This is a genomic window from Mycobacterium sp. GA-2829 (assembly GCF_001499965.1).
GTDB lineage: Bacteria > Actinomycetota > Actinomycetes > Mycobacteriales > Mycobacteriaceae > Mycobacterium.
In genome coordinates this window covers 1-26,742 of the sequence record NZ_LQIT01000014.1, presented here as the reverse complement: position 1 = coordinate 26,742, position 26,742 = coordinate 1, and the positions used below count along the sequence as shown (strand labels likewise).

30 protein-coding genes and 1 pseudogene are annotated in these 26,742 nt (G+C 66.7%); 17 read left to right on the top strand and 14 right to left on the bottom strand.

Annotated elements, in window-relative coordinates; all coding sequences use genetic code 11:
• Positions 1-1,226: 1,226 nt before the first annotated feature.
• A pseudogene (locus tag AU194_RS31130) lies at positions 1,227-2,453 on the bottom strand (IS3 family transposase).
• A 46-nt stretch (positions 2,454-2,499) separates the two neighbouring features.
• On the opposite strand from AU194_RS31130, the gene AU194_RS32990 reads away from it, so the two are divergent.
• The 3 genes from AU194_RS32990 to AU194_RS31125 all read left to right on the top strand — a co-directional run bounded on the left by AU194_RS32990 (position 2,500) and on the right by AU194_RS31125 (position 3,546).
• Positions 2,500-2,724 carry an SDR family oxidoreductase gene (locus tag AU194_RS32990; protein ID WP_369804075.1) on the top strand — a complete coding sequence of 75 codons (225 nt, stop codon included), beginning with the start codon at positions 2,500-2,502 and terminating at the stop codon, positions 2,722-2,724.
• Between the two features lie 89 nt (positions 2,725-2,813).
• Positions 2,814-3,368 (top strand): cyclic nucleotide-binding domain-containing protein, encoded by a 555-nt coding sequence (locus AU194_RS10650; RefSeq protein ID WP_059089211.1) that lies wholly within the window; start codon positions 2,814-2,816, stop codon positions 3,366-3,368.
• Positions 3,292-3,546, top strand: a complete 255-nt coding sequence (locus AU194_RS31125; protein ID WP_082698576.1) for a helix-turn-helix domain-containing protein — start codon at positions 3,292-3,294, stop codon at positions 3,544-3,546. Before AU194_RS10650 ends, AU194_RS31125 begins: the two co-directional genes overlap by 77 nt.
• 39 nt (positions 3,547-3,585) lie before the next feature.
• On the opposite strand, the gene AU194_RS10645 is transcribed toward AU194_RS31125, so the two are convergent.
• Positions 3,586-4,146 (bottom strand): TetR/AcrR family transcriptional regulator, encoded by a 561-nt coding sequence (locus AU194_RS10645; RefSeq protein WP_082698575.1) that lies wholly within the window; start codon positions 4,144-4,146, stop codon positions 3,586-3,588.
• A gap of 87 nt (positions 4,147-4,233) precedes the next feature.
• Here AU194_RS10645 and AU194_RS10640 point away from each other — a divergent pair, with 87 nt between their 5' ends.
• From AU194_RS10640 to AU194_RS10630, 3 genes are read left to right on the top strand one after another with little or no spacing between them, the layout of a single operon-like run.
• Complete coding sequence (locus AU194_RS10640; protein ID WP_059089209.1) at positions 4,234-5,277, top strand: spirocyclase AveC family protein; 1,044 nt, start codon at positions 4,234-4,236, stop codon at positions 5,275-5,277.
• Positions 5,278-5,320: 43 nt separating this feature from the next.
• Positions 5,321-6,112 (top strand): CbbQ/NirQ/NorQ/GpvN family protein, encoded by a 792-nt coding sequence (locus AU194_RS10635; protein ID WP_231743284.1) that lies wholly within the window; start codon positions 5,321-5,323, stop codon positions 6,110-6,112.
• A 2-nt stretch (positions 6,113-6,114) separates the two neighbouring features.
• On the top strand, positions 6,115-7,866 hold the full coding sequence (locus AU194_RS10630; protein WP_059089207.1) for a hypothetical protein: 1,752 nt from the start codon (positions 6,115-6,117) through the stop codon (positions 7,864-7,866).
• Here AU194_RS10630 and AU194_RS32985 read toward each other — a convergent pair.
• From AU194_RS32985 to AU194_RS10605, 6 genes are all read right to left on the bottom strand, one after another.
• Positions 7,838-8,152, bottom strand: coding sequence for a helix-turn-helix domain-containing protein (locus AU194_RS32985; RefSeq protein WP_369804084.1), 315 nt, complete (start codon positions 8,150-8,152; stop codon positions 7,838-7,840). The two genes, AU194_RS10630 and AU194_RS32985, sit on opposite strands and share 29 nt — an antisense overlap.
• A gap of 75 nt (positions 8,153-8,227) precedes the next feature.
• Entirely contained in the window at positions 8,228-8,527 is a 300-nt protein-coding gene (locus AU194_RS10625) for a hypothetical protein (protein ID WP_059089206.1), read from the bottom strand.
• 314 nt (positions 8,528-8,841) lie between these two features.
• Positions 8,842-9,201 carry an ATP-binding cassette domain-containing protein gene (locus tag AU194_RS32200; protein ID WP_369804083.1) on the bottom strand — a complete coding sequence of 120 codons (360 nt, stop codon included), beginning with the start codon at positions 9,199-9,201 and terminating at the stop codon, positions 8,842-8,844.
• Complete coding sequence (locus tag AU194_RS10615; protein ID WP_197417588.1) at positions 9,174-10,151, bottom strand: ATP-binding cassette domain-containing protein; 978 nt, start codon at positions 10,149-10,151, stop codon at positions 9,174-9,176. Before AU194_RS10615 ends, AU194_RS32200 begins: the two co-directional genes overlap by 28 nt.
• A gap of 53 nt (positions 10,152-10,204) precedes the next feature.
• Positions 10,205-11,734 (bottom strand): hypothetical protein, encoded by a 1,530-nt coding sequence (locus tag AU194_RS10610; RefSeq protein WP_059089203.1) that lies wholly within the window; start codon positions 11,732-11,734, stop codon positions 10,205-10,207.
• Between the two features lie 3 nt (positions 11,735-11,737).
• Positions 11,738-12,052, bottom strand: a complete 315-nt coding sequence (locus AU194_RS10605) for a DUF2563 family protein (protein WP_059089202.1) — start codon at positions 12,050-12,052, stop codon at positions 11,738-11,740.
• A gap of 181 nt (positions 12,053-12,233) precedes the next feature.
• Between AU194_RS10605 and AU194_RS10600 the strand changes: the two genes are divergently transcribed.
• Entirely contained in the window at positions 12,234-12,578 is a 345-nt protein-coding gene (locus tag AU194_RS10600) for a hypothetical protein (RefSeq protein WP_059089279.1), read from the top strand.
• 374 nt (positions 12,579-12,952) lie between these two features.
• On the opposite strand, the gene AU194_RS10595 is transcribed toward AU194_RS10600, so the two are convergent.
• The 3 genes from AU194_RS10595 to AU194_RS10585 all read right to left on the bottom strand — a co-directional run bounded on the left by AU194_RS10595 (position 12,953) and on the right by AU194_RS10585 (position 14,548).
• Positions 12,953-13,267: a hypothetical protein gene (locus AU194_RS10595; RefSeq protein ID WP_059089201.1), complete on the bottom strand. Its 315-nt coding sequence runs from the start codon at positions 13,265-13,267 to the stop codon at positions 12,953-12,955.
• Between the two features lie 539 nt (positions 13,268-13,806).
• Positions 13,807-14,145: a hypothetical protein gene (locus AU194_RS10590; RefSeq protein ID WP_059089200.1), complete on the bottom strand. Its 339-nt coding sequence runs from the start codon at positions 14,143-14,145 to the stop codon at positions 13,807-13,809.
• Position 14,146: 1 nt separating this feature from the next.
• On the bottom strand, positions 14,147-14,548 hold the full coding sequence (locus AU194_RS10585) for a Gp19/Gp15/Gp42 family protein (protein ID WP_059089199.1): 402 nt from the start codon (positions 14,546-14,548) through the stop codon (positions 14,147-14,149).
• Between the two features lie 56 nt (positions 14,549-14,604).
• On the opposite strand from AU194_RS10585, the gene AU194_RS31755 reads away from it, so the two are divergent.
• Positions 14,605-14,820, top strand: a complete 216-nt coding sequence (locus AU194_RS31755) for a hypothetical protein (RefSeq protein WP_157575995.1) — start codon at positions 14,605-14,607, stop codon at positions 14,818-14,820.
• Positions 14,821-14,849: 29 nt separating this feature from the next.
• Positions 14,850-16,217: a type IV secretory system conjugative DNA transfer family protein gene (locus tag AU194_RS10580; RefSeq protein ID WP_231743281.1), complete on the top strand. Its 1,368-nt coding sequence runs from the start codon at positions 14,850-14,852 to the stop codon at positions 16,215-16,217.
• 38 nt (positions 16,218-16,255) lie between these two features.
• Here AU194_RS10580 and AU194_RS31115 read toward each other — a convergent pair whose 3' ends face one another.
• Entirely contained in the window at positions 16,256-17,923 is a 1,668-nt protein-coding gene (locus AU194_RS31115) for a serine/threonine-protein kinase (protein ID WP_082698573.1), read from the bottom strand.
• 145 nt (positions 17,924-18,068) lie between these two features.
• Positions 18,069-18,485, bottom strand: coding sequence for a hypothetical protein (locus tag AU194_RS10570; protein ID WP_059089197.1), 417 nt, complete (start codon positions 18,483-18,485; stop codon positions 18,069-18,071).
• Positions 18,486-18,572: 87 nt separating this feature from the next.
• Here AU194_RS10570 and AU194_RS10565 point away from each other — a divergent pair, with 87 nt between their 5' ends.
• Entirely contained in the window at positions 18,573-19,229 is a 657-nt protein-coding gene (locus AU194_RS10565) for a hypothetical protein (protein ID WP_059089196.1), read from the top strand.
• A gap of 14 nt (positions 19,230-19,243) precedes the next feature.
• Here the strand turns inward: AU194_RS10565 and AU194_RS10560 are convergent, their stop codons facing one another.
• The gene (locus AU194_RS10560; protein ID WP_059089195.1) at positions 19,244-19,723 is read right to left on the bottom strand and encodes a hypothetical protein; all 480 of its coding nucleotides are present in this window, start codon (positions 19,721-19,723) and stop codon (positions 19,244-19,246) included.
• Between the two features lie 86 nt (positions 19,724-19,809).
• Here AU194_RS10560 and AU194_RS31750 point away from each other — a divergent pair, with 86 nt between their 5' ends.
• From AU194_RS31750 to AU194_RS10525, 7 genes are all read left to right on the top strand, one after another.
• Positions 19,810-20,181: a hypothetical protein gene (locus tag AU194_RS31750; RefSeq protein WP_157575994.1), complete on the top strand. Its 372-nt coding sequence runs from the start codon at positions 19,810-19,812 to the stop codon at positions 20,179-20,181.
• Positions 20,165-21,136: a hypothetical protein gene (locus tag AU194_RS10550; protein WP_059089193.1), complete on the top strand. Its 972-nt coding sequence runs from the start codon at positions 20,165-20,167 to the stop codon at positions 21,134-21,136. The genes AU194_RS31750 and AU194_RS10550 overlap by 17 nt, the downstream gene beginning before the upstream one ends.
• Positions 21,137-21,151: 15 nt before the next feature.
• A complete protein-coding gene (locus tag AU194_RS10545) occupies positions 21,152-22,060 on the top strand; it encodes a conjugal transfer protein (RefSeq protein ID WP_197417595.1) in 909 nt (302 codons plus the stop codon).
• 18 nt (positions 22,061-22,078) lie between these two features.
• Positions 22,079-22,384, top strand: a complete 306-nt coding sequence (locus tag AU194_RS10540; protein WP_059089278.1) for a hypothetical protein — start codon at positions 22,079-22,081, stop codon at positions 22,382-22,384.
• A gap of 1 nt (position 22,385) precedes the next feature.
• Positions 22,386-22,730 (top strand): hypothetical protein, encoded by a 345-nt coding sequence (locus tag AU194_RS10535; RefSeq protein WP_059089191.1) that lies wholly within the window; start codon positions 22,386-22,388, stop codon positions 22,728-22,730.
• 2 nt (positions 22,731-22,732) lie between these two features.
• On the top strand, positions 22,733-25,279 hold the full coding sequence (locus tag AU194_RS10530; protein ID WP_059089190.1) for an ATP-binding protein: 2,547 nt from the start codon (positions 22,733-22,735) through the stop codon (positions 25,277-25,279).
• On the top strand, positions 25,279-26,742 hold a 1,464-nt coding region (locus AU194_RS10525; protein WP_197417587.1), incomplete at its 3' end, for a hypothetical protein. The genes AU194_RS10530 and AU194_RS10525, both read left to right, overlap by 1 nt.

Sequence of the window (26,742 nt, the reverse complement as noted above, 5' to 3'; positions counted from 1 at the left end):
AGCATGGGTAATAGGGCGCCCCTCGTCGCTCCCGCGCAATAAACGCGCAGTAGGTCCGGGTGCGGAAACATTCCTAGGAAGACAGCTTCCGGTGACCACAATACCTGACGCCACCAATAGTGAAGTCGTACGCGATGTGTCAGTGTCAAGCGTGGCGAGCTGCGGTTACGGTGCCGACGAGCCCGATAACCGACCGTCAGAGCGATGGCAACGGCGGTCACCGAACCTGGCTTGGCAGGCATGCAATTCTGGTCCTCGATGATCAACAACTGCCTCCGGGAACGAAGCCGCAGTAGCCCACGTCCAATCAATTGCCCGGCCCGCTGCCTCTGCCTTCCTCACCTATAGGGCGGCGGGCCGTCTCTTCGACGCCAGGTGGGGCGGATCGCTCGTCAGCACCACAGAAGTAGGAGCTGAGTTCTTGTCACTACCGCAACCGCTTTGTCTGAGTTAAGGCAGCAGATGGGATCCATGCCGTGCAATGATGCGCCCATGACCGCGACCAACCTGGCGACCTAACCCCTCGCCTGATCGCTCAACGCCTGACAATCGACGAGCTCGATCAGGTCAACGGCCTGATTTCTGAGGGCGTCGATGTCTATATGCACTTGTTTGACCTCCCGCACGAGAAGCACGCCCCTCGCATCAAGTCGGTGTCGGGCTGGATATTAGACGCGACCGAGATCACCGTTGTCTTCAGTGAAGCCGTTCTGCCCGCGAAAAGGGTCACCCGCGACGACGAAGTGACCGCGTATTACCTGCGGCCCTTCAATCCCGCTTCATGAGTACGATATTCGACGACATCGAACGACGCGACCGTTCGCCGGCCCTGCACACCGAAGACTCGTTCAGCTTTCTGAATCGTGTGGCAACGCCGGAATGGCAGCGGGTTCGCGAGCTGGTAGACGCTTGGTATCGCGACTACCCGGAGGCTTCTCAGACTGATCTGCGAGGCCGCTTTCGCGACTCAGACGCCGCTCAGCATTATGGAGCGTGGTGGGAACTGTACGTTTACACTCTCTTTCGCCGACTGGGTTACGACGTAGCCATCCACCCCGCTCTGTTAACGACCACTCGACAGCCGGACTTCCTAGTGTCCCGCGGTGAGACCGCCATGTACGTGGAATGCGTCGTTGCGCTTACGCGGATGGGGACGATCAGCGGCGATGGCGGCGGCGAACGGTCGTGGGGGCCTTGCCCCCATGTAGTGGACACGGGATTTGTGGTTATGCGGCTTCGGGCAGCGTAGCTGGCGTCAGGTTCCTTTCGTAGGTGGCGGGGCTGGAATGACGGCAGTAGGAGTGCCGTCGTGTGGTGTTGTAGCGGGCCAGCCACCGGAAGACCTCGCGGCGGCAGGCCGCCGTGTGGCCAGCAGTCACGGTTTTGCAGGATCTCGCGTTTGAGGGCGGCGTTGAACGATTCGGCCAACGCGTTATCGGCACTTGACCCCACCCCGCCCATCGACTGGGTGACCCCCAGATCGCGGCAGAGGTTCGCGAAATCCCTTGAGGTGTACTGAATTCCATGATCTGCATGGAATATTGCACCGGCTAGTGAACCCCGCAGTGCAGCAGCGGCTTTGAGCGCATCGGTGACCAGTTCGGTGCGCATGTGATCGGCGATCGCCCACCCGGCGACTCGCCGTGAACAGCAGTCGATCACCGTGGCCAGGTACAGGTTGCCGCCGGTCGCCACTGGCAAGTAGGTTGTCACCGACGTAGCGGGTGTTGATCTGCGCGGCGGTGAAGTCGCGTTTGAGCAGGTCGGGGACCTTCTGGCTGGCCGGGTCCGCCACGGTCGGCTGGACCCGCCGTCGGCGGCGATAGCCGGCGATCCCCGCGCTGCGCATCACCCGGGCCACCCGCTTGTGGTTGACCCGCTCACCGTCGGGAACACCGTCGTTGAGCTCGGCGGTAATCCGCGGCGCCCCGTAGGTGTTGTCCTCGTCGTGGACGGTGCGGATACGGGCGCCCAGCGCCTCGTCAGCGGCCTGGCGGGCCGCTCGACCGTCAGCACCGGCCAACCAGGCGTAGAACGACGAACGCGCAACCTCGACGACGGCGCAGAGCCACTTCACCTCGAAGGCGTGCAGGTGTGGTCGGCGACGAACTGGAAGCGGCTCACCAATTCGTCTCCCCGGCGAAATACTTCGCCGCCGAACGCAAGATGTCACGCTCGGTGGACAACCGAGCCTCGGTGGCGCGCAACGCCTTGACCTCGCTGCGGAGGCGGGCCAGCTCCTGCTCAGGGCTCTCCGCCCCTAGCGCAGGCTCGGCCACGACGACACCGCGGCGGTGCCGAATCGGCACCCCGGCCGACTTGCACCACGCCGAGAGCGTCGCCTCGCTGACACCGAGCTCGGCAGCGATCTGCGTGATCGTCGCGCCCTCGGTGTCCCGGTACAGCGCGACCGCGTCACGCTTGAACTCATAGGGGTAATTTTTCCTTGCCATCGGGTTGGATCATCTCGCTTCCCCCAGGACATTCCTGGGATTGAACGTGTCCAACACACGGGGTCAAGTCCCAGCGGTGGATGGCCGAGACCGGTGGCAGCGAAGAGGACTATTTCATCGATGCCAACGCCGGCTGGCACCACGCCACCTGGGGAACCCGGCTGGCAGCCCGGATGACATCGCCGATGCCATCACATTCCTGGTCTCCGAGCGCGCCGGCTACGTCAACGGGGTGCTGTTCAACGTCGACGGCGGTTCCGAGTACCTCTAGATCGGCCACCCCGTATCTACCTCCCGCGGCGTCAGTTCGTGGGATGATGGGTCATCATGCGAAGCGGCGCTCCACGCCGAGGTTAACCGATGGCCGACGATCATCACATCCATTCGACCGCAGCTGATTCGGACAAGGCCGGCGTCGGGCGCGGACAGTTCCGGTGGCCGCCGAGTGTGGGTGACGACGAGCTCGGTGAGGCCGAGGTGCTGTTGGATCTGCTGCATCCGCAGCGGTTCCGGCCCGGTGAGCAGATCTTCACCGAACGGCTCCCCGGCGACCGGGTCTACGTGAGTCAGACCGGCCTGGTCAAAGTCAGCAAGCGCGGTGTCGGGGGCCGGAGCAACCTGGTGGCCTTTGCCGGGCCCGGCGATATCATCGGCGAACTGTCGGTCTTCGACCCCGGGCCCCGGACGAGCACCGTCACCGCTGTCGGTCAGGTCGACGCGGGATGGCTGGACCGCGGGGCGATCCGCCGGTGGATGGCCCAGCGTCCGACGGCCGCGTACCTGCTTCTGCAGTTAACGCCAACTCAAGCGCCGGCACGATCAGTTCGCCGACCAGCGGGTGATCGACGTGCATGTTCGGGTGGCACGTCAATTGTGCGATTTTGCCGCACGATTCGGCACGGACGTCGGCGGTAGGGCGACGGTGCCGAACCTGAGTACTGCCGAACTGGCAGATCTGGTAGGGAGCCCGGAACCCGTCGTGATCGACGCGCTGAACGACTTTCAGCGCCGCCACTGGGTCGAGGTGCGTTCGGGCACCGCGGTTCCGGTTGATCCGGAGCAACTTGCCCGCGCCGTCGGCACACCCCAGTGACCACGCCGGAGTGGCACCCGAGGACGCACCGGTGCGCACCTACGCCGTCTCGACCGCATCACGATGTTGCGCCGCCCCGAGCACCAGTTCGCTGAACTCCTCGAAAATCGTTCTGATCCGCTCGCCCGACAGACGCCGCATCTGCGCCCCGATCAATGTCGCAAGTGCCAGATCGGCGTACGTGGCCGATCTTCCCGCCGGGATGCCGTGGCCCTCGAATGCCGAACGCAGACCGTCATAGCGGATCCGGTCGACCCGCCGCTGGGCACGCGCCACCCGGGAATCGGTTGCACTCCAGGCACGCAGCGCAACCTCGGCGCCGTGCCGCAGCGTGGACGCCATTTCCGCTTCGCGCTTCAGCATCACCCGCAAATCACCGATGTGCACACTCTCGTTGATCAGTTCGTGGCTGTACTGAAGCTCCCAGTGACACAGCAGCCCGTCGACGAATTCGTCGAAGTTGTCGAAATGGTGGTAGAACGCGCCCCGGGTGATGGCCATGTGTTCGCACACTGCGGAGGCCGTGAGACCGGAAGTACCCTGCCGATCCAGTATTTCGAACGCCGCGTCGTAATAGGACGCCACTCCCCTGCGCGCCATCGGTCACCTCGCATCGCGGTTGGAACCCATTGACCACAAACTGTACACCCCTGTACAGTTTGCAGGCATCCGATCGAGGAGACGCTCATGGCAAACACCCTTGCGCCCCAGGAGTTGAGCAAAGGCTTCATCGCCAAACCACCCCGACCGATCGTCTGGCTGGCTGTCCTCGGCGGTCTTTTCCTGCTGCTGGAAGCGTGGGTGCTGACTCGCTGGATCACCTCCGCGGAGTTCCGTCCGGCCGCGGTCGGACCGGACCCGGTGCCGACGCACACACTGATCGCAATCCGGGTCATGGAGATCGGTGGAGTCATCCTCGCGATCGTGATGATCATCATCGCGTGGAGGTCGTCCCGGCGCGAGGGCCGACTGTCGTTGGAAGCGATCCTGATGATCGCCTTCGCCACACTGTGGTGGCAGGATCCCGGAATCAGTTGGGGCAGACCTGGTTTCTTCTACAATGCGCACTTCGTCAACATGAGCAGCTGGACCGGCTTCTTGCCCGGTGCCATCAACCCGACCGCATCCAGACTGCCAGAGCCACTGCTGTGCATGGGTTCGGCCTATATCTACGGCATCTTGCTGGCCGGCCTGTTCGTCGCGACGGTCATGCGGCGCACCAAGAGACGCTTTCCCGATATGCCGGTGGCCGGACTTGTGGCAACCGGCGTCGGGGCCGCCATGGTCCTCGATCTGATCGTCGAGGTCATCTTCATCCGGTTCGGCCTCTACGCGTACCCGACGACCATCCACTCATGGTCACTTTTCGCCGGGACACGCTGGCAGTTCCCCATCTACGAGTCACTGTTGTGGGGGCCGGTGTGGGCCGCCGCGGGGATGCTGCTCTACTTCCGGGATGACAAGGGGCACACCTTCATCGAGCGCGGTGTCGACCGCATACAGAGCGTGACGTGGCAGCCGGTCATCCGGATTCTCGCGGTTGTGGCATTCATGAACATCGTTTACGCCGTCTACAACGTGGCGATGATCTGGACAACGTTCCAGGCCGGCCCGATGCCCAGCGACATCCCCAGCTACTTCGTCGCCGAACAATGCGGGGCCGGGACCGACTACGCCTGCCCGTCACCGGATGTGCCGATACCATTGCCCGGCTCCGGACCGACACGATGACGCAGTTCACATCGCCACCGCATGACATGAGGAGCACACGATCTTGACGCGGCCATTCTATGTACCTGCCGAACGCGAGGACGAAGTCTTCCGCGCCGCTTACGACGCCGGCCTGCCGATCCTGCTGAAAGGTCCCACCGGATGCGGGAAGACACGATTTGTGGAAGCCATGGCCCACGCAGTCGGACGTCCGCTGATCAGCGTGGCCTGCCATGACGATCTTTCCGCTGCCGATCTCCTCGGCAGATTCCTGCTCGAAGGCAGTTCGACCGTCTGGCAGGATGGTCCGTTGACACGTGCCGTGCGGGAAGGGGCCATCTGCTATCTGGATGAGGTGGTCGAGGCCCGAAGCGACACCCTCACCGTGATCCACGGACTCACCGATCACCGGCGGGCGCTGACCATCGAGCGCACCGGTGAAGAGCTGTCGGCCGCACCGGGATTCGGACTGGTGGTGTCCTATAACCCTGGCTACCAGAGCGTGCTCAAACAGCTCAAACCCTCGCTGCGCCAACGCATGGTGGCGATCGGGCTGAACTACCTGCCCAACGAAACCGAGACCTCGGTGGTCGCGACGGAGACCGGGTTGCCACGGGAACCGGCCGAGCGGCTGGTCGCCGTCGCTACCGCAATTCGCCGACAGCATCAACTCGGGTTGGCCGAAGTTGCGGGCACCCGCACTTTGGTGGCGGCCGCGCACTTGATGATGGCCGGGGTGGAGACCCGAATTGCCCTGAAACACAGCATCGTCGAGGTGCTTTCCGACGATGACGAGGCCGTCGAGGCACTCATGCAGATCGTGGACACGTTCTTCGTGCCCGAACCGGTCGGGTGAGGGTGGACGCCGACCCGGACACCCGGTACGGGCCGCTGGCGGAGATGTTGTGCGGCCAACGCATCCTCGTCGGCAGCGCGGATGCCGGACGTTCGGCACACACCGACGGATCGACGCTGTACCTGTCAGCGGACGGTTGCGCATCAGACCACCGTCTGGAGGTGATCGTCCAAAGCGCACTATTGGTTGCCGGCAGCCTGGCACCGGACATGTTGCGGGCGCTGGTCGGCCGGCCGGACCGCGCGCGACGGTATCTGCTGCTCGAGGTCAGCCGCTTCGCTACCGCCGGGCGGCTACCGTGGCGACTTCTGCCATGGTCCGAACTGTCCCTGCCGGCCACCGCGCACAGCACGTGTGCGCGTGAATCTCTCGACATGTCGCGGGATAAGGCTCTTCCCCCGGCGACGGACCCGCGGCTCGGTGAACTGAGACCCGGTTGGGCTCTGGCCCGGGGCGGTGTGCGTCCGCCGGGTTGGGTCGGCAGCCGCGATCTCACCCGCACGCCGCACGAACTGGAGTCCGGCCCGGAGCCCGACGACGAGACGCACAGCCAGGACATCCCCTCGGCACTGAGCTGGTACAACACGGGGCTGGACACCTCGAATCCGGTCTCCGAGCTGTTTCGCAAGATTCTGGGCACCCGGTCGGGGGGGCCAGCCCAGGACGGTGCGGGCGCCGAGATCGCAGTATCGGGGGCACGCGCCGGCAGTGGCGCACCGACATCGGGAAAGCCCTCGCGCTACCAGGTGGAGGCCAGCACACCCGGCGACAAGAGCCCCACGGTCGTCGCCCGGTGGACCTACCCGGAATGGGACAGCGCCCAGGGACGACTGCGTCCCAATTGGTGTCACGTCCACGAAGTACGCCCCACCACGAACATGTCCGATCACGTCGCCAGGCGGGATCTCCGCCGTGACACCGACCTCGAGCGCCGGGTCGCCGCGATCGGGCTCACTCATCGCCCGGTGCGTAGGCAGAACCAGGGAGACGAGATCGATCTCGACGCGATGGTCGACCTGGCGACCGACCAGCTCACGGCCAGCAGCGACCACGGCCCGGGCACCCATCACGACTATCGGCCCTATATCGGGGTCCGGCGCCGCCGTCGGGACCTCGGCGCCATGGTTCTGGTGGACATCTCCGGATCCTCCGCGGAGCTGAGCGCGGCACACGCCGCGGAATCGTCCAGTGTGGCGGCTGAACAGATCAGAACCGCCGCCACTCTCGCGACGGCGCTGCACCACATCGGTGATCGGATGGCCGCCATGGCATTTCACTCGATGGGCCGGGAATCGTGCCGTGCTTTGATGTTGAAGGACTTCAACGAGCACGGTGTGTTGCGCGGGATGCAGGCCCTCGCCACGCTGCAACCCTCCGGATACTCGCGTATCGGAGCCGGGATCCGGCACAGCTGCGCACGTCTGGTCGAGGGCGCGGGGACCAGGCACAAGCTGCTCATCGTGATATCCGATGGTGTTCCCTATGACACGGGCTACATCGGCCGCCACGCCGTGACCGACGTCAGGCACGCGTTGGACGGGTGCGCCGCAGCCAGGGTGGCCGTCTTGTGGGTGTGCCACGGCGACATGGCGCCAGAACTGGCAGATCATCTCGGCAACAGACCGTTCGCGTTGGGCAGCGCCCCGAGCCACGCCCAACTGAGAAGACAGCTACCGCAACTCATCGAGCGGTCGATTGCCTCCGCACACGACCCCGGAGGCCTGGTCAGCAGCCTGCTGAGGCGCTCCGGGTGACGCCGGGAGTTTCGAAGAACCGCGAGCGGTACCGGTCGGGGCTCACCATCCAGCGCGTCTTGAAACGCCGAGCCGCATAACTCGGGTCGTTCCAGCCCACCGCGCGGCCGGCAGCGGCCACTGTCGCATTCGTGGTGCGGAGCAGATGAGCCATCCGCTCGGCCCTGAGATGTTGGAGATAGGCCATCGGTGACCACCCGGTGTCTTCCTTGAACACGCGGGCCAGCTGCGATGGCGAAAGCAGCACGTGCTGTGCGAGCGTCCCCAGCCGCCACGGATGGTCGATCTCGGCCTGAAGCAGACCGATCGCCCGTTCGACGACAGGGCGGTACGATCCGATGTCGATCCCGTTGAGCGCCTGTCAAACCGGCTCTGCCAGAATCGGATTCGGATTCTCCACACCCGCCAGGGCGGACATTAACGCCGCGAACAGGTCGAACAACCGCGCCATCCGCGCCAGCGTGTGGGTCGGCGGCAGCAACGCGAGCCGATCGAGGATGTCGAGCACCGAACCAACAACTCGTTGCTCGAGCTGTAACGTCACGATGGGTTCGGGTGTCGTGGAGGTGTGCGCCAGCAGGGGCCCGATTCTCGGTAACGCTCCGAACCACGCCATATCGTTGATCAGCTGCCTCGACAAGTAGAGGTTCGTGAAGCTCATGTGGCCGTCCCGGATACAGTGCGTGCCACCCTTCCGGCGGCACCGCAATCAGCATCCCCGGGCCCATCCGGGTGGCGCCTGCGCCGGATACCTGGACTCCGGCTCCGTCGCGCACCACCGACAATGTGGCGTACTCCTGTGTGTGCGGCCTGACCGGGCGCGACAGGAACTGATTCTCGGCGGCGAACGCACTCGCTCCGAGTGGCAACACGTCGGCTTCCGTCATCGCCAGCATCGAGGACACCCTTTAACACTCTAACTTAGGTTAACTAACCTATTGTAGCTTGAGTATTGGCGGTGCGGCGTCCCGACGTTCAGGCGATGCGCCACCCCTTGGCCGCATAACGCCGATCGATGAACTGCGCGTAGCGGCCACCGAGCTGCTCCAACTGCTCGTGCGACCCACGCTCGACAATCCGGCCATCCTCGACGACGATGACCTGGTCGGCCATCCGGATCGTCGAGAGTTGATGGGCGATGACGATCACGGTCCGTTGTCCGCGCAGGCTCTCGAGTGTTTCGGCGATCAGCGCCTGGTTCTCCACGTCCAGGGCCGCGTTGGCTTCGTCGACCAGGAGGATCGGAGCATCTTCGGCCAACCCACGCGCAATCGAGATACGTTGGCGCTCACCACCGGACAGTCGGACTACGCCCTCGCCCACCGCGGTGTCCAGGCCATCCGGTAGCCGTTCGATGATATCGGTGACCCCGCGCGTTGCGCGACGGCGAGGATTTCGTCGTCGGTGGCGTCCGGCTTGCCGATCCGGATGTTGTCGGCGACGGTTCCCTGGAACAGGTAGGTGTCCTGAAAGATCTGCCCGATCTGTCCGGCCAGCCGCTGCTCGGATATCGAACGGACATCGACGCCGCCGACCAGCACCGCGCCCCCGGTGACATCGAAGAAGCGGGAGATCAGGCGCACGAGAGTAGATTTGCCCGATCCTGACGTGCCGATCACGGCGGTGACCGTGCCGGGCTCGACTCGAACGCTGACACCACGAAGCACGTCGGGACCGTCGGTGGCATAGCGGAAGGTGACATCGCGGAGTTCGACCGATGAGTCCCGCAGTCCGTACAGCAACACGTACGCCGCGACAGGGATACCCCACGCTGGGATCGCCAGCGCCGCGAACACCACCGCCTGCAGGTACTGGCGCCGCACCGGTGGCGCCTTTTCTCGGCCGTCCGTAAACCCAATCCCGGCGGAGACGACCGAAACCGCGCTGACCGCGGCAATGCCGTTGGCCGTCCAACCATTCGGCAGCACATTTGCGGCAGCGATGGCGGCGAGGACGACCATGAGCCACCAGAACGCGGCCGCGGAAATGCCGCCGTACGACTCATGCCGTACGGTACGGTCGCCCCGTATGCGGGTCAGTGACCGAACCTTTCCGCCGATCACCAGGTAATCGGTCGAGTAGTACGCCCGCCACACCGCGATCGCCGTAATGACCGCGAACGCCGCCACGGAGGTACCAATCCCGCGGTGCTGCAACGCGATTACACCCAACGCCCCGCCGCCCAGGATGCCGATCCAATACACGCGCCGCTCCATCCGAACGTCATCCAGACGGAACAACGCCACCACGGTCACCGCCCAGACCGCCACCGCGGCCAGCAGCACGATCCGCGACCAGCCCGGCGGCGGCGCCACCTGCGAGACCTCGAGCGCAAGGGTCACTTGGTCGCCCAGTTGTACATCGCCTCAGCGCCCTGCTCGCCATACTTGCCGCCGACGTACGAGCCGATCGCGCCGAGGATCAGGGCGCCGGGCGGGCCGAAGAAGATCCCGCCGACTACGGCGCCGCCCGCGGCTAAAGCTGTTCCACCGCCGAGGTTTCCGCCCAGTTTGGTGAGCTCGAGGCCAGCCGGCGCGCCGTCGTTGTAGATGGCATCGAGGGTGAGCGCGGTTTGCAGCACATCGCCGGCGATGCCCATGTTCTTGCCGATGCGGCCCAGCGCGGCGACGTCGTCGGCGTTCTGGACGACGAGGTTGTGCCGGCCCATGTCCTCGAGCTTGGTGGCCCATTCGATGCCCTGGCCCGGGTGTCCGAGGATGTTGTTGCCGTACTGGCCCAACTCTTCCCACGTCATGCCTTTGGAGAGCGCGTCGACGGTGGCGATCGCGCCGCCCTGGCTCATGCCCTGCTGCTGCAGCAGCTCCACGGCTTTCTGCACCGTTAGGGCCTTCGACTGGTCCTCGGCCATGTCCAGCAGTGACGTGGCCTGGTCGCGGCTGACGCCGGCGATACCGAGTTCGGGCCAGCCGCGTTCGAGTTGCTGCTGCAGCGCGAGGCGCTGCCGGGCGCGCTGCTGCGGTGTCATCCCGAGGATGGGGTCCGGCGCGAATGGGCCCTGCTGGCGGGAGGTCTGGTAGTCGTCGAGCCGTTCGCCGGCGTAGTAGCGCGCGGTCGGGTCGGCCTGGGGGTCGGTGACGGTGGCGTAGTCCTGGAGCCGATGGAGCGCCGCCTGCTTCTCCGGGGTCATCGGACCACCGGAGTCGACCAGCGCCTGGTCGGCCGCGCGTTGGGTCCGCCCGTATTGCTCGGCGGCGTCCTGGGACTGTTCCCACTGCGTCTTGGTGCCGTCGCCGGCGACGCCTTCGAGGATGTCGGGGTTGTAGCCTTCGATGCCTTGCATGCGGGTGGTGGCGCCGCTGAGGACGTTGGCGTAGTCGTCGCGCACGCCAGTGACGGTGGCGAGCGTGTTGCGGGTGACGGTGCGTGCGTTCTCGACGAGCCGATCGACAGTGGCCTGGTCGGATTTGTTGGCGATGGCGGTGCCGATCTGGGCGTCGATGGTGGTCAGCGCGTTGTTGAGCTGCATGATCGACGGCTCGGCGGCGACCTGTGCGGCGGCCAGCGACGCGGAGACCTCCATGAGCTCGACACCGATGTTGTCGAGTTCATCCTTCTGGATGTGCAGCTGGGTTTGCGCGCGCTGCACCTCGGCGGAGTCGTTGATCGGATGGTCGCCGGTCTCGCGGTTCCACGACTCCTGGAAGCGCTTCTGCGCGTTGTTGAATGCGTCGAAGGTCTCCTGAGTACAGGTTCCGGCGAGGTAGAACGCGCGGGCCAGTTCGGCGATCTCGCCGGGGTCGCCGTCCTGTAGCGTTTTGTTAACCGCCCACGGGTCACCGCCGGCCGCGGCGACCAAGTCCCCGTAGCTGAGGTAGAGCAGTCCGGGCGGCCCTGGTGTCGTCCCCACCGCCTACAGCGCCTGCGGGCGGACCGAGCCGATCCGGTCGGCGTTCTCCCGATCCACGTCGACGAACCCGTCCGCGGCGGCGTGTGCCTTGGTGCCGACGTCGTTGAGGACGCGGTCGTGCTGGCGCATGACGTCGGCGTGCATGTTGCGGTGGGTCCGGACCTGGCTGTGGAAGATGTGCGCGTCGGTGAAGTCGCCGAAGATCTTCATCGGCGGCTCGGCAGACGACAGCCGCGCAGCGCCGGCGCCCACGTGGGCGCCCGCGTCCTGGGAGCCGGCGGCACCGGAATGGAGCACGTCGGGGTCGACCCACGTCATCGTCACACTCCTCACGTCGGGTTTGCTGAACGACGACTCTACCGGCGGTGGCGGCGAGGCGTGTGCACTAATTCCGCGGGTGGCTAAGAGGGCGCGACTTCGGCCTGGACGCGTCGAGGGATCGTCTGAACGTCGGGCCGGTGATCTTGTCGCATGGTTGCCCGCCGGTATGCTTCCGACCGTGCCGGCTCAAGCCTGGGTGACTCTGATCGTCGGCGGCCTGGCCGCGATCGGTGTCATCGTGACTTGGCAGCAGAAGAACCGGGCCGACCGACGCAGCGAGTGGTGGCGCCGCACGACCTGGGCCTTCGAGCGCACGTTCAGCCCCGACGACGCGCAGGCCCAGCTCGGATGGCGGATGCTGGAGACGCTGCAGCGCTCTACACTGGCCACAAGCGACGACTCCGACATCGTGCAGGTCATCGCGGAACATGCAGCGTTGGGTTCAGCGGAGCAGGAGGGCGACGGTGGCGACACAGCAGACACCGACGACAAGCACGGAACGCCGCCAGCCGGCGGTCCGTAGCCTGGCTGTGCGCAAGGCCGCGGCCCGTGCCGCCGTCGCGGCGAGCAAGAAGACCGGCAGGCCGGTCGACCCGCGGGTGCAGAAGCTCGCCGAGTCCCGCTGACGGACCTCTGCCGGCGCTCACTGACGGCTTGAGTCACGACGGCGCACTCGTAGGCGCTCTCCCCTTCGCTGCGGCCACTCCGCGCGCCCTAACACTTCAGTGGGGCCTTTCGAGAGGACAGTTCGCGCCAAGAGCGCGCGGCCTTGCCCGCACCAGCTCGTCGACGCGATCGTGCCAACTGTGTATCCGAACGTGTAGCAATACATCGCAGATCCCGTGGAATGAAAAACGCCCCCAGGTCTCGATGACCTGGGGGCTTTTGCAATCAGTATTAAGCGCAGCCGCACTCTGGAGGGAGGAAAATTACGACCGGTTCCGGTTCCGGTAAGACTTCCGGCGGCGGCGGCAGTGACTTCGTCACGATTCCAGGATCGATCTCGAAGTTCTGATCGATCACCTCGTTGTCACTGAAGAAGTGCAACTCGTGGATTTCAAAAATCGGACCCTCATGCAAAGCCAATCCGCCGGCGACGGTCAATGTGACCGAGACGGCCGTAGCCATCCACGCGATCTTGGTTCGGGAGACCTTCTGGTCATCGGACCCGTCGGGGTAATCGAATACTTCGGGGCAATCGATCGTGGTCATTCTGAGCCACGCTCCTTCTCCGCGCCTCGCGCGGATGGAGGAAGAAGCCCCTGGCGGACGTGAAGCCTGCGATCGTGGAGACACCGAGACCCCGCGAGCGAAGTTAGATACTCTCCTACGCCCCACCAGGGGCCCTTTCCAAGTGAGCCGTCCCCACTGACACCGGGGTGCAACCGGCGAATACTCAGAGGTTCAGACGGGGAACAAGGGGTTTGTTCCCTGGTCAAAGGATGCATGTAACTCCACGCATACGTCAATCCCCTTGACACAGCAATTTGACTTCTTGGTCCCAGGGTTGTGTCTGTGCTTGACCCAGCCTGGGCAAGCTTCTACCGTGGACAACGTCTCGTCCAGGATCGAACTCTCCAACTTCAACCTTGGGCGTTGACATCCAAGTGAATGCCGTACTGGGTGCAACCGTACGGCGGGGCAGAAGGCCACGACACATGTCGTGGCCTTCTGGTTTTTGCGGGTTGCGACTTCGCCGACCGCGTCGATTCTCGGGGCGCGTGACACGCTGCAGTGCGGGACACCTGGACTCAACGCCGCGCCATGACATGGTCGACGTGAGCCGTTCGGCGGCTCCCGCTGTAGATCATCGCGTCCCCGACGATGGAGTACGGCTTGCCGCGCCACTCGATCTGCGACTGAGCCCCAAGGATGCTCGGGTAGTTGATCAACCGGAGCCGGTATCGGCTCTCGGTGTTGAACCCGCCGTCCTGGTTCTCGGTCGGAGCGCCGATCGGCTGAACCACGGCGCTGACGAGCGTGCCCACCCTGGCCGCTCGGGTGATCTTGTTGCCGTCTGAGTCGGCATCCGGGGTCTGGACCTCTTGGAAGACCTTGACGGTCTCGGTCCCTCGGTTGAGAAGCGACACGTCAGCCTCCAGTGTGAATCGATGTATACCGCTTGGGCGCAATAATGTTGGGCGTGATCGAGAACATCCGACTCGGCTTGATGCCGAGCCGTTCCCACTCCTCCGCGAAGATCTCGAGCCGGCCGGGGGCCGTCTCGCGGTTGAACTGATACGAGTACGTTCCGTCCGACTCCGAGGCGTAGCCCTCGGGGTTGCGGAGGAGCCTCAGCACGGCCTCAGCCTCGATGTCGATCACGTCGGCCTCGTCCAGATCTCCGGAGTCGATCTGATCGGCCAGGTCTGGGATCCTGCGGACGATCATCCGCTCCACCTGAGCCAGTCGGCGCTCGACAAGCGCCGTCTCCTCGGGGGTCATCGCTCGACCGAGGACAGCCCGAACGTCAGCGGCCTTGGCGTATGTCATTGCTCGCCCTTCCAGTTGGTGCCTTGCCGGTCGCATCGCCGGTCAGGCGGCGGTAGATGAGATCGATCACCGTCACCGACGAACTCGACGCAGTCGGCTGCCGCTTCAATCGCTCGATCTTGCGGCCTGCCCTAGTCATCGGTGTCCGCGAAGTTCATCCGGCCGAGCAACTGAGCCAGGAGACCGCGCTGGACGCGGGCCTCGGCGATGAACGGGGAGATGACCGGCGTGCTACGTGGACGCGTGAGGCCTTTGAAGATTGCTGCACATGAGATGCAACCGGCGCCCTTAGGTTTGGGTGGTGGGCGTCGACGACTTCCGTGCACCACTCACTCCGTTCGGCGGGTGGGTCACTGATCACCGCTTGGACCGGCCGGTTCCACTCCAGACCGCGCCGCACATCCTAGGGCTGGCGCCGCCGGGCACCGGTAAGACCCGACGTTGGCTCGCGCCCGGTGCCGTGTTGTGGCCGGGACCAGCGGTGGTGTCCTCGAGTAAGGACGACCTGATGCAGATGGTAGCGTCCCGACGCTGGGGCCGGTCGCTGCTGTTGGATTTGAGACCTATTGTGCCGCCGCATTACCCGAGTGAGTTCACCCGGTGCCGCTACGACCCCACCGAGCTTATCGGCACGCTTGAGGACGCTCAGGCCACCGTCGAAACCCTGCTGAGCATGTCGTCGGTCGGCTTCGCCGGCGCGCAGGCGCCGGCCGTGGACAACGGCATGTGGGAGAATTTGGCGTTCGCGCCGCTGACCTGCCTGCTGTTCGCCGCGAGCCCCGGCGCCACCGGGATGGGCATGCACTGGGTCCTCGAGGCCGCCGAAGACGTCACCGTGCCGCTGCAGTGGCCCCAGCAGGTCAGCACCGAACCCTCCTGGGTCACCGCCGCGTTGTGGTGTGGCAACACGCTCTTCGAGGCGCGTGTGCGTGGTGTGCTCAATATGGTTGACAAGCAACGCGACTCGGTCAAGATGACGGTAACCAAGGCTCTCACGGCATGGCTGCGTACCTCCATCCGCGACCGGGGACTGCCGCCCTTCGACCCCACGGTGCTCGACGAACCCGGGACCACTCTCTACGTACTGTCCCCGGCCGACGGCACGGTCGCACCGCTTGCGGTGACGCTGATGGAACAGCTGATCCACCGGCAGCGCGTAAAGGTGTCGCAATGGGAGCAGTACCCGCGTCTGGGCTTATTCCTCGACGAGCTCCCCAACACACCGCTGCCGAAGATCCTGCAGTACTTCGCCGAAGCACGAGGCCTTGGCGTGTCGATTTGCGCTGCCGCGCAGGCGAGTTCGCAACTCGACGTCATCTACGGTGCGCTGCAGGGCCGCGCGATTCGCGACGTCGTACCCGCCACGCTCATCATGTACGGCGCCCACGAGGAGGAACTGATGCGGGCGGCAGCGTTCTGGGGCGGCAAGACGACCCGCAGCACACAGTCCTATGGACACAACCACGACGAACGAACAACAAACCGCGACTTCGGCAACGCCTTCGAACCCGAGGAACTCAGCCCGCGCAACATGGGGCAGGCGCGCCTGTTGGTGCGCGGCACCCCGGGCCAGATGGTGGATCTCATGGAGTGGACCGAATTTGTGGAGTATTTGGACGAGTTGAGGGCTGCGACCTTGACGCCGAGGAATTCTGAGGTCGGTACTTGACTGAGGTCAGCACGTATGGAGCGGCCGGAGGGGGCATGTCACACGATGTAGTCGCTGCCGTCCCAGGTCAGGGTTTCTTCGGTCCAGGTTCCTTCGGCGCATGAGGGTGTGCAGTCGTTCATGGAGTGTTGGAGTGCGTACTTGCCGTCCGCGCCGGGACCGACGAGTTCGATGTTGATGAGGTCCTTGCCCAGTTCGCGGAATCCGTACGGGTTAGGAACCAGCACGAGGACCTGCGGCGGTGAATGGGCTGAAAGTGAGCGGAACTCGATGAACAGGTTTCCTGTGGCATCGGTGGCGGGATCAGCGAATTCTAGCCCGAGGCCTGCATCGAGCGGAGTCGGAGGGAGCGCAGCTCCTGATGGCATAACAGCTGAAACGCAGCCCGCGTCCATCCTGAACTTGTTCTCTCCGAGAAGGAGGAAGATTCGCATCGGTCCAAGCACGGGGTGCTCGAAATCATAGTGTGAGAGGACTGTGCCGGCGCAGCCCGAATTCGCAGGCGGATACGCCGGAAGAACCACTGCGGTCGTGGTAGGTGAGGTCGTGATCGCTACTGGCGGAGTCGTTGTGGGCACCGCACTCGTGGTCGCGATGGTCGGGGTTGTGACCTCTGTAGAGCTCGCTGGCGGGGCTATAGCGGTGTCGGCCTTAGTCAGCAAGTAGACGCCCAGTGATCCGGCGACGATTGTGACAGCGGCGACGCTGGCCGCCACGGCTGCGGCGGTCCGAGCGCGAGGTTTGGGAGCCACCGCCTGCGCGGATCGTTCGTTGTTTCGCTTCATCGGCGGGGCTGTCGCCACCATTGTGTGGTTGGCCGATGCCGCCGCTGCCATGGTCGGTGCGAACGCCTGATCCACGACGGCGTCTCTCGCCTCTTGCAGTGCGGCTACGAACTTGGCACAAGATTGATATCGATCATCCGGCTTCTTCGCTAGTGCCCGCCGAAAGACCAAGTCCATCTCTCTCGGCAGGAAGGGTGCGACCTTGCTGATTGATGGCACTGGCTTGGTCAGGTGGGCCGACATCATCGAGGCGATTGAGGTACCGGTGAACGGCGGTTGTCCGGTCAGCAGGTGGAACGCGGTGCACCCAAGGGAGTAAATGTCGGAGCGGTGGTCGACTTCCTCGCCTTCGATGGCTTCCGGGCTGATGTACTGCATTGTGCCGACCGTCATGCCGGTCGAGGTGAGGGAAGTTGACTCACCGGCGGCTTTGGCGATGCCGAAGTCCGCGAGCTTCACCGATTCGATCACTGGGCCACCGTCGGCGTCGTCGATGCCGACGAGGATGTTCGCGGGCTTGACGTCGCGGTGGGTGATGCGCTGTTTGCGCCAAGCGTGATCGAGCGCGGCGGCTGCACCAGCGACGAGGTAGATGCCGAGAGCGGGGTCGAGCGGACCCTGCGCTTTGAGCAACTCGGCGGCGTCGGTGCCGTCGATGAACTCCATGGTGATCCACAGTCTCCCCTGAAATTCGCCACGGTCGTGCAGCGTGACGATGTTCGGGTGCGAGAGCTGTGCGAGTAGGTCAGCTTCGCGCTGGAACCGCGCCTTAAAGTCATCATTCCTCGACACCCCGGCGTCGAGCAGTTTCAGTGCGTCTCGGCGGGGCAGTCGAGGATGCTGGACCAGGAAGACCTGTCCCATGCCGCCCGCACCGAGCTGGCGGATGATCCGGTAGCCAGCGATCTCGGCGATGTCCACGTGGTGAGTGTGGCAGGCAACGACCGTCGGGGAGGTCAACGGGGCATACGACTGCTCAACGTCGGCCAGCCCTTATCGGTAATACGTACGAGTATCAACTACGGCCCGTGGCCATGCGCGACAGCTCGCCGGGGGAGCAACACGTTCACGCCGTCCACCACGCAAGCAATAGCACCGCCGACAAGACGAGCAGAGCCGGGGTGGCCCACGCGGCAACACGCCCCCGAAGGGCACGGGGGAAGACAAATGGCAACGCTGTCGCCCACACCAGCCCGATGGGGAGTGACAGCACGGCTCCGAAGATGATGCCGAACCCATGCGGGTCGAATGCCGGGCTGTCCGGATCGGTCGGATCCCCGGGCGCGAACCGGAATGAGAGCACCAGATAGGCACAGAACAACCACAGTGCCCCCGCCCCCGCGGTGACCGTGCCGGCGACCACCCGCAGGGCGACGTCGGCCCAGAACTTCAGTTGAGCGTTCTGCGACGTAGTCCCCTCGGGAGGGAAGTGGGGGTGGGGTGGTTGTGGTGAGTACACGCTCTTCAGCCTCGCACCGTTCACGACACCAGAATCGCACCAGATTCTCGTCGCTATCGGCCGGTGAAATTCGTGCACGGAGACGCCCTCGGGCGGGCATAGGGTCGATTCATGCCCGGCAGCCGCGTCGATCGTTATGACGAGATGCGGCGAGCGTGGATTGCCGCGCACCAAGGGGTGTGGACGATCCAGCGTCGTCGTGCCGAGCAGCTCGGACGCAGAGTCCGTGCGCGCCAACGGCATATCGCCTCCGCGGTCCCCGACCCGCACGACGACACCCTGCTCCCGCCGCTGTGGCTGCGGACCGCCCAGTCACCGGCGTCGCAGCTCGAAGTCGTCGGCGTCCTGGCTCTCGCGCTTGTGCTGCCGCTCGGCTGGCTCGCCGGTCGAATCTTTCATGCGACTCTGACCCGCCAGATCCCGGGAACGCTGCGCGCCTACCCGATTCCGGCGATGCTGTGGTCCGGCGTCGTTCTTGGGGCGCCGATCGTGGTCCTCTCCTGTTGGGTTGTGTCGCTTCGCGACGGGGCGCTGACTGCGTGGCTGTGTGCGCAACTGGCGGCCACCCCGGCGGTCGCAGGCGTCTACGGCATCGCCGACGGTTGGCTCGCGGTTCCGGGGTCTACCCAGTGGTGGCCGCTCACGCCCGCGCAGCGTCCGCTGAACTCGGCGGAGGCTGCGCAGATCCTCGGCGGCTACGACATCAACGGGCCCGGCGTCATCGACGCCCAGGCACTCAACGAGGTGGGGGAGAGGTCACGGCCATGAACGCTTGTCCCGGGTCACTCGGCGGCGTACTCCTCGAGCAGTCGGGCGTCGAGCCGGAACTCATCGGCCAATCGCCGATGCACCGCGTGCAGCCGCTGCAAACGAGCATCCAATCCGGCCATATCTCCACGCAGCCCGTCGATCTCGCCGTTCAGCTGATCGAGCAGCCGGCCGGTGATCTCGTCGGCGGTCACCGGCCTCGCGGCGGCCTCGCGGGCCCGCACCCCCTTGGTGACCCGCGCGGTGAGGCTCAGCGGATTCCCACCCAGCAGCACCACAGCCGACGATCCGGGCTGCCAGCCCAGTGCGCGGTCGATCCGCAGCAGCGTACGCACCCGCGGGGTGTGCTGACTGTCGCGGTCGCGGACCTTGGCCAGGGTGGTCGGATTCGGGAAGCCACGACGGGCCGACTCCTCCTTGCTGATACCCAACTGCTGCAGCCGGGCGTCGACGAAGTACATCAGGCGGGCCACGCCATCCAAAGGCATCGTCATATGCCCACCTTACGACCGCCAATGCGCCGCTCATGCACGACTTTTCGGCGATCGGACATGTCAGTGTTCACCGATAGGCTCACGCCATGAAAGCCATCATCACCCTGTTCGCCGGATCCCTTCTCCTCATTGTTGTCGTAGCCATCGCCGCCATCAACGCTGTGGCGCAGGCACTTCCGCTCATCCTCACCGGGCTGATCATCGCACTGGTGCTGCGCGCACTGTCCCACAGTCCATCACGACCGGCCACCGCGCGGACCATGCCGCCGACGATCGCCCCGTCGCCACAGTGGCGGGAGCCGTCGGGCGGCGTGGCGGCGGTACCCGGGCCGCCGCACCCGTCGTCCACTGGGGCGTGGGTCTTCCTTCCAGTGTGGGTGCCGCCGACGCGGCGGCCCTCGCCACCCCGCATCGACACTGTCTTCCTGCGAGAGGAGCCCCATGACCGTCCGTGGTGAGGTCGACGAGGCGGCCTGGACTTCCGACATGCTGTACGGCACCGAACCGTCGGTGGCGCCCGTCGTCGAGAGGCTCGACACGTCGGGCACCGATGACGTGATGGTCTCACGCGAAACCGCCTCAAGCGCTGCGGAACCCGTTGATCTCGACGCCCCGGATGACCCGGCGGAACCGGAGGACGTCAATGCCGGATCGAGAAAGGTTGGAGCGCTGGTCGCCGCTGGCGTGGTGGCGGCCGTCGTGGTCATCACGACGGCGCTCATCGCCACCGGAGAGGACCCGCCTCCTGGGGCGGCCGAACACAATCCGCCGACCGCCCCGGCAGTGCCCGCGGCGGCGCCGACCGCCCCGCCGCCGGTCCAGGACCAGGCCGTGTCCTACACCGCGAGCGCGGACTGCCCACCGGGATCCACATCGGCGCAGGCGCTCACCGACACCACCACCGATTCGGCGTGGGTGTGTGTCCGCGGTTCGACCGAGGGCCGCGTCGACGGGCAGGTGCTGCGTATCGACTTCGGCCGGACCCACGCGCTGTCGGCGGTGTCGGTGACTCCGGGCTGGGTGGCGAAAACCCCCGGCGGCAAGGACGAATGGCTGCAGCACCGGGTGGTCAGCCGGCTGCAGTATGTGTTCAACGACGATGACCGCACGGTGTTCACCCAGGACACCGGCAATGCCCATGGGCCGGTCACCACGCCGCTGCCGCACCCGGTGTTGGCGTCGCGGGTGACCGTCACGGTGCTAGCCACGGCCCGCCCGCCGGCCTCTCCGCCGGTCGCGTCGCCGGCCGGTGGGTTTCCGGAGTCGGTGCTGGGGGAGGGCGGTCTACCGGTGGGGACTGGCGGGGAGACTGCCGCTTCGGCGCCGTCGGTGTACGGCGACGAAGCCGCCGATCCGGTGGACGCCACGTTCGCGGTGAGCGCGTTGACGTTTTTCGGTCATCCGCCGAAATGAGGTGACGCCGTGCCGATGACGAACACCTGGCAGCGCCGGTTGACGGCGTGGCGCACCCAGGGGCGACGCCTCGGGCGGGTCGCGCTGGTGGCCGCGGCGGTGCTCGGCGCCGCCGCCGGCTGCAAGGTGTTCCTGGCGCCGGATCGGCCCGACGTCCCGTCGATCTCGCAGCAGGTCGGCAACCGGCAGGAGCAGGTCGGCGCGTTCGCGGCGGACTTCGTCGTGACGTGGCTGACGGCGACGACCGCGCAGCGGGAGAATCTGCGCCGTTTCATCTCGGTGCCCGACGAGGCACTGACCCTGCCGAGCACCCCGGCCGCGGTGGTGACCAACCCGCAGACGGTGTCGGTGATCCACACCGGGGACGCCGGCGGCGCCGAACTGTATGCGGCCACCGTGTCGGTCAACGAGCGGCCCTACGACTCGGCGGCGGCCACCCGTGCGTTCTACCGAATCCCGTTGTCGCTGTGGCACTATCAGCCCCGCGCGCTGGCGCTGCCCGCGCGGGTCAACGGGCCTGGGGCGGGCGCCGACTTCGCCGTTGCCTACCGGCATCCGCTCAGCGGCGAGGATCCCGTCTTCGCGGTGGTGCGGGGCTTCGTCAGCACCTACCTGACCGCGACCACTGGGCTGGACCGCTATGTGGTCGCCGGCAGCGGGCTGACCCCCCTCGGCGGCTACCACAGCGCGGTCGTCACCACCGCCGCCACCGACCGCCGCACCGCCGAGGCGTCCGCGCCGGGCGCTCAGCTGCACGTGCTCGCGCAGGTCAGCGCGCAGACGTCGCAGTTCGCCACCGTGAACCTGACGTATCCGCTGACGGTCGAAAATAGCGGAGGGACGTGGATGGTGGCGGCCATAGACTTGGTTCCACGCATCAACGCCGACGGTGAACCGAAACCTGTTGGCGGTGCGCCGAATTAACCCGTGGAGGGCACCACGATGACCGCACCCCCGCACGACACCCTTACTGTCGTCGCCGCGCCCGGCCTGTTCAGCTCCGGCACCGACCTCGCGTTCGCCACCCTGGGGTTCCTCGCCGCGATCGCGCTGGTGGTCGGCACCATGTCGGCGATCCGCAAGCACGCCAAGGAAGGCGCGGGGTCGGGGATCACCGCCCAGATCGGCGCCATCGTGTTCTCGGTGCTGATCCTGCTGTCGGTCGGCATCGCCGCCATGGTTACCCGTGAGGCCAACAGCCACGGCATCACCAACCCCGTCCCCGTCGACAGTCCCTGGGGCCGTTGACATGCCCGAGGACACGCCCGCCAAGATCTACTCCGACCAGCGCGACGTCACCGTCTACCTCGGGGACTCCGGCGACGGATTCACGTTGCCGTTCAAGGAGAAGTGGCGGCCCGCCGACGCCGCGGCCGCGGTCATCGGCTTCCTCGGCACCGGGGCGGCGGTCACCGCCAACCTCACCAGCGGGCACGCGCTGCTCATCCTCATCGTCGGGGCGTTGCTCACCGTGACCGCGGTGTGGCTGCTCGGGAAACTGCCGTCGACGCGGCCGTCGCTGACCACCCGGGTGCAGTGGTGGTGGGCCAACACCGTTCCGCGCCTTACCTCATCGCACCCAACCCGCGAGTGATTATGGCTGACGCGATCGGGATGGCCCCGCTGCGGGTGGTCGGCAACCTGCGTCTCACCGCGGCCGGGGTTTACGCCGAGTACCTGCTGTCGGGGATGCCGTTCGTGTTCCTATCCGAGTCGTGGCAGAACACCGTCGCCGCCGAGCACGCCGAGCTGTGGCGGGCGCTGCCGTCGGGGGCGTCGATCAGCGGGCTCACCACCCCGGTCGCGCCGCGCACCGTGATCCGCCGGATGCTGCACGCCCACCCCGGACTGCAGACCGGCACCGACGCGGCGGAGGCCACCGAGTGGGTGGCGCAGTGCCGCACCTGGGAGACCGCGATCGCCGGGCACCGCGCGCGCCGGCGCGTCTACTGGTTGAGCCTTCCGCTCGACGACGGCCGCGACGGGGCCAGCCGGTGGCGCCGCCTGCGTGACACCGCGTTGGGCCGCGACCCCGACACCGCGGCGTCGCTGAGCCACTACCGGCAGCTGGCGGAGGAGAGGGTGGCGGGGATATCGGGGGTCTTCTTCGCGAAACCGGCCAGTGCGGAACAGATCTGGTGGCACTGGAACTACACCGCCAGCCGCGGCACGTGGCCGCACCCGCTGCCGGGAACCCCGTTCGACCCGCACGCCACCCTGCCCGCCGCGGCATTCACCCCGGTGCACTTCGACCCGTCCGCGGCGCACCTGCGCGGGCGGCGGTGGCGCGCCGCCCGCAGCGACGCCGACGTCTACCTGCGCACCACCCGCGACCCCGCCGACGGCGTCGCCGACTCCCATCAGGCGCTGATCGCGCTGGAGACCTTCCCCGACACCGGCATCGCGTGGCCGCGCGCGACCCTGTTCAAGGTCCTCGACGACCTCACCGAACCCAACTGTGTCCTGGACTGGACGATCAACACCACGTTCACCAGCGCCGAGGCCGCCGTGTCCGCGGCGCAGAACGTCATCGTCAACATCCGCGACCAGTACCGCCAGCGCGGCCGCCATGCCACCAGCGACGACGAACTGGTCCGCAAGCTGGCCTCCGGCCGCGAACTCACGTCGGAGTTGAAGCGGGGCGCCGCCGAGCGGGGCGTCAACCCCGCGATCGTGGTGGTGGCCGCGGCGGGGGACGCGGCGACCGTTGATTCGGCGATCACCAAGGTGATCCGCACCTACCGCCGCCAGAACATCGGCACCCGGCGGCGGCCCGGCAGCCAGGCCACCCTGTGGCGCGCGTTCACCCCCGGCACCGAAACCCGCGCCGCGCTGGGCGAATTCCGCAACCCCAGCACCACCGAACGGTTCGCCAAATTGGTGCCGCTGCTGGCCGGCACGCTGGGTAACAACACCGGCGTCCCGCTGGGCATGAACATCACCAGCCCCGGCCTGCGCGATGTCGTGCTGCTCGACCTGCTCAACGCCCCCGGCCGCGACAACCCCGCCAACCTCGTCATCTGCGGCTCCCCGGGCCGCGGGAAATCCCACATCAGCAAGCTGCTCATCCGGTCCTGGCTCGCGCTCGGCGCGGGCATGCACATCTTCGACCCCAGCGCCCCTCGCGAGCACCAACGCGCGCTGGCCGACCTCGACGGCCTCGCCGTCATCGACCTGGCCGACCCGCAGATGTCCATCGACCCGCTGCGCATCTTCAGTCACCACGCCGCCGCCGAACACGCCGTCGACCACCTGCTGCCGCTGCTCGGCTACAGCGCGCTCAGCCGCCAGGCCGCCCGGCTACGCACCCACCTCGCCCCCGACACCCGCACCGGCCACGGCATCACCACCCTGGCCCGGCTCTCCGAGTATCTACGCGACTTGCGGGTTGGCCGCGACCACGCCGACGACGACCTGCTCGTCGGCCTCGACGGGCTGCGCACCGACCCCCACCTGCGGGCGCTGTTCGACGAGCAGCTGCCCGTCACCGACCTCAGCGGCGCCCCGGTCGTGGTGTGGAACACCGCCGGACTCGAACTGCCCACCGTCGACGAGGAATACGTCGCCCACCTGCACCAGCGCACCACCCCGCGCCAACGCGCGGGACAGGCGATCTACGGGCTGGCCGCCGACCTCGCGCAGACCATCTTCTTCAGCCGCCCGCACCGCCCGGACGTGTTGGTGGTGGAAGAGGCGGCACCGCTGACCAATTCGCCCGGCGGGCAGAAGTGCTGCAACCGCATCATCCGGCAGGGCCGCAAATCCTGGACCGGGTTCGTCGGGATCAGCCAGCACCCCATCAAGGACTTCGCGGTGCTGGAGGACGAATTCATCGACCAGCGGCTGTGTCTGGCGTTCAAGGACGCCGGGCTGGCCGAGGCGACCCTGCGGTGGTGCGGCCGCGACCTCGATCGCCACCCCGACCTGCTGCGCCACTACGTGGAGAACACCAGCCCGGTACGGCTGGTCGACCACGGCGACGACGTCATCGACGCCCGCCACGGCACCGTCATCCCCGGCCGCGAGGGCGAGGCCTGGTATCTCGACGAGTTCGGCGGGTTCGGCAAGGTCGCGCTGTTCGCCGCGCCGACCCCGGCCCTCGCCGCCGCCCTGGACACCAACCCGCGGCGAGGGAGCCGCTGATGGTGGTGCGGCTGCAGTGTTGGCTGCTGGAGCGCCCCGGGCTACGTCGGCTGGTGGTGGTTGTGGGTGCGCTGCAGGCGATGTCGGCGGTCGCGGTGTGCACGGCGCCGACCGCGAGTGCGGCCACCAACGGGTCGGTGCTGAACTGGACCGGGTTGCGGGACAGCTACGGGGTGCCGATCGGGGATTACTACCTGGCGGTGGCGGCGCTGCCCGAGCAGCTCACCCAGGCCGGGCCCGACGTCGGCTGGAACCCCGACACCTGGACCCGGTGGATGGTGCACGCCCTGGACGTGATGACCGTGCGCCTGACCGCCATGCACATCCTCACCGCCGAGGCCGGCCTGTTCGTCGGGCTGGTGGCGCTGGCGCTGTGGCTGATGAAACTCACCGTCAGCACCTACTGGCTCACGGTGATCGGCGAGATCGCCCGCGCGGTCACCCACGCCGTCGTCCAGGTCACCACCACCCTCGGGGTGCTGCTGATCGCCGTGCCGATCGGGGTGTTCTGCGGGGCGCTGACCGCGATGCGCGGCGAGACCGGCCGGGGCTGGACGATGATCGGGATCGCCGTGGCGCTGCCCGCGCTGTCGGTGGCGGTGTTCGCCGACCCCGCCGGGCTGATGTACGGGCCCGACGGGCTATTGGCCTTCGCCCGCCGCATCGGGTTCGGCGTCGCCTCCGCGGCGACCCACAACGGCACCCTCGGCGACGGCAACGTCGACACCCTGACCGCCAGCCTCATCACCCACACCGTGCGAGAGCCGTTGCAGCTGTGGAATTTCGGGCACGTCGTCGACAATGTCGCCGGCTGCGGGCCGGCGTGGTCGGCGGCGGTCACCCGCGGGCTGCCCGACGGGCCCATCGACGCCATGACCGCCTGCGGCAACACCGCCGCGGTCACCTACGCCCAGCACCTCGACGGCACCAACGTGTGGGTCGGGCTGGTGTTCGTCACCGCCGCCGGCCTGCTCGGCCTGTTCATGGTCGCCTCCGGGTGGGCGGTGCTCAAGGTGTCGGTCAAGGCGGTGTGGACCACCGTCATCCTGCTGCCGTCGCTGTGGCTGGGTGCGGTGCCCGGCGCCCCGCAGCGCCGCGCCCTGGACGTGGTGTGGCAGTTCTTCCGCCACGGCGTCGAGGTGCTCGTCTACATCGTGTTCGTCAGCGTCATCGGGCTGGCGGTGGAACGGCTGGTGTCCCAACCGCTTCCGGCCGAACTCGGCGGCGCCAACCCGTTCGCCCACACGCTGGTCATGGCCGGCGCGTCGGTCGCGGCGTTGCTGCTGCTGCGCCACATCCGCGCCGACCTCACCGGGCAGGCGTCCACGCGGGGCATGTTCGGGCGAGCCACCGACGTGGCCGTCGGCATGGGCCTGCACGCCGCCGTCGGCGGGGCGGGGTCGGCGGTCTGGGGCAAGGTGCGCAGCGGGTCGATGGACATCTGCGGGTCGGCCAGGTCGATG

What these genes read in the sequence shown, in the direction of transcription:
- AU194_RS10650 (WP_059089211.1), top strand. Translation starts at nt 2,814, where the DNA reads ATGGCCGACGATCATCACATCCATTCGACCGCAGCTGATTCGGACAAG.
- AU194_RS10645 (WP_082698575.1), bottom strand. Translation starts at nt 4,146, where the DNA reads ATGGCGCGCAGGGGAGTGGCGTCCTATTACGACGCGGCGTTCGAAATA.
- AU194_RS10640 (WP_059089209.1), top strand. Translation starts at nt 4,234, where the DNA reads ATGGCAAACACCCTTGCGCCCCAGGAGTTGAGCAAAGGCTTCATCGCC.
- AU194_RS10625 (WP_059089206.1), bottom strand. Translation starts at nt 8,527, where the DNA reads ATGAGCTTCACGAACCTCTACTTGTCGAGGCAGCTGATCAACGATATG.
- AU194_RS10605 (WP_059089202.1), bottom strand. Translation starts at nt 12,052, where the DNA reads ATGACGTGGGTCGACCCCGACGTGCTCCATTCCGGTGCCGCCGGCTCC.
- AU194_RS10595 (WP_059089201.1), bottom strand. Translation starts at nt 13,267, where the DNA reads ATGACCACGATCGATTGCCCCGAAGTATTCGATTACCCCGACGGGTCC.
- AU194_RS10585 (WP_059089199.1), bottom strand. Translation starts at nt 14,548, where the DNA reads ATGACATACGCCAAGGCCGCTGACGTTCGGGCTGTCCTCGGTCGAGCG.
- AU194_RS31755 (WP_157575995.1), top strand. Translation starts at nt 14,605, where the DNA reads ATGAGATCGATCACCGTCACCGACGAACTCGACGCAGTCGGCTGCCGC.
- AU194_RS10565 (WP_059089196.1), top strand. Translation starts at nt 18,573, where the DNA reads ATGCCCGGCAGCCGCGTCGATCGTTATGACGAGATGCGGCGAGCGTGG.
- AU194_RS10560 (WP_059089195.1), bottom strand. Translation starts at nt 19,723, where the DNA reads ATGACGATGCCTTTGGATGGCGTGGCCCGCCTGATGTACTTCGTCGAC.
- AU194_RS31750 (WP_157575994.1), top strand. Translation starts at nt 19,810, where the DNA reads ATGAAAGCCATCATCACCCTGTTCGCCGGATCCCTTCTCCTCATTGTT.
- AU194_RS10550 (WP_059089193.1), top strand. Translation starts at nt 20,165, where the DNA reads ATGACCGTCCGTGGTGAGGTCGACGAGGCGGCCTGGACTTCCGACATG.
- AU194_RS10545 (WP_197417595.1), top strand. Translation starts at nt 21,152, where the DNA reads ATGACGAACACCTGGCAGCGCCGGTTGACGGCGTGGCGCACCCAGGGG.
- AU194_RS10540 (WP_059089278.1), top strand. Translation starts at nt 22,079, where the DNA reads ATGACCGCACCCCCGCACGACACCCTTACTGTCGTCGCCGCGCCCGGC.
- AU194_RS10535 (WP_059089191.1), top strand. Translation starts at nt 22,386, where the DNA reads ATGCCCGAGGACACGCCCGCCAAGATCTACTCCGACCAGCGCGACGTC.
- AU194_RS10530 (WP_059089190.1), top strand. Translation starts at nt 22,733, where the DNA reads ATGGCTGACGCGATCGGGATGGCCCCGCTGCGGGTGGTCGGCAACCTG.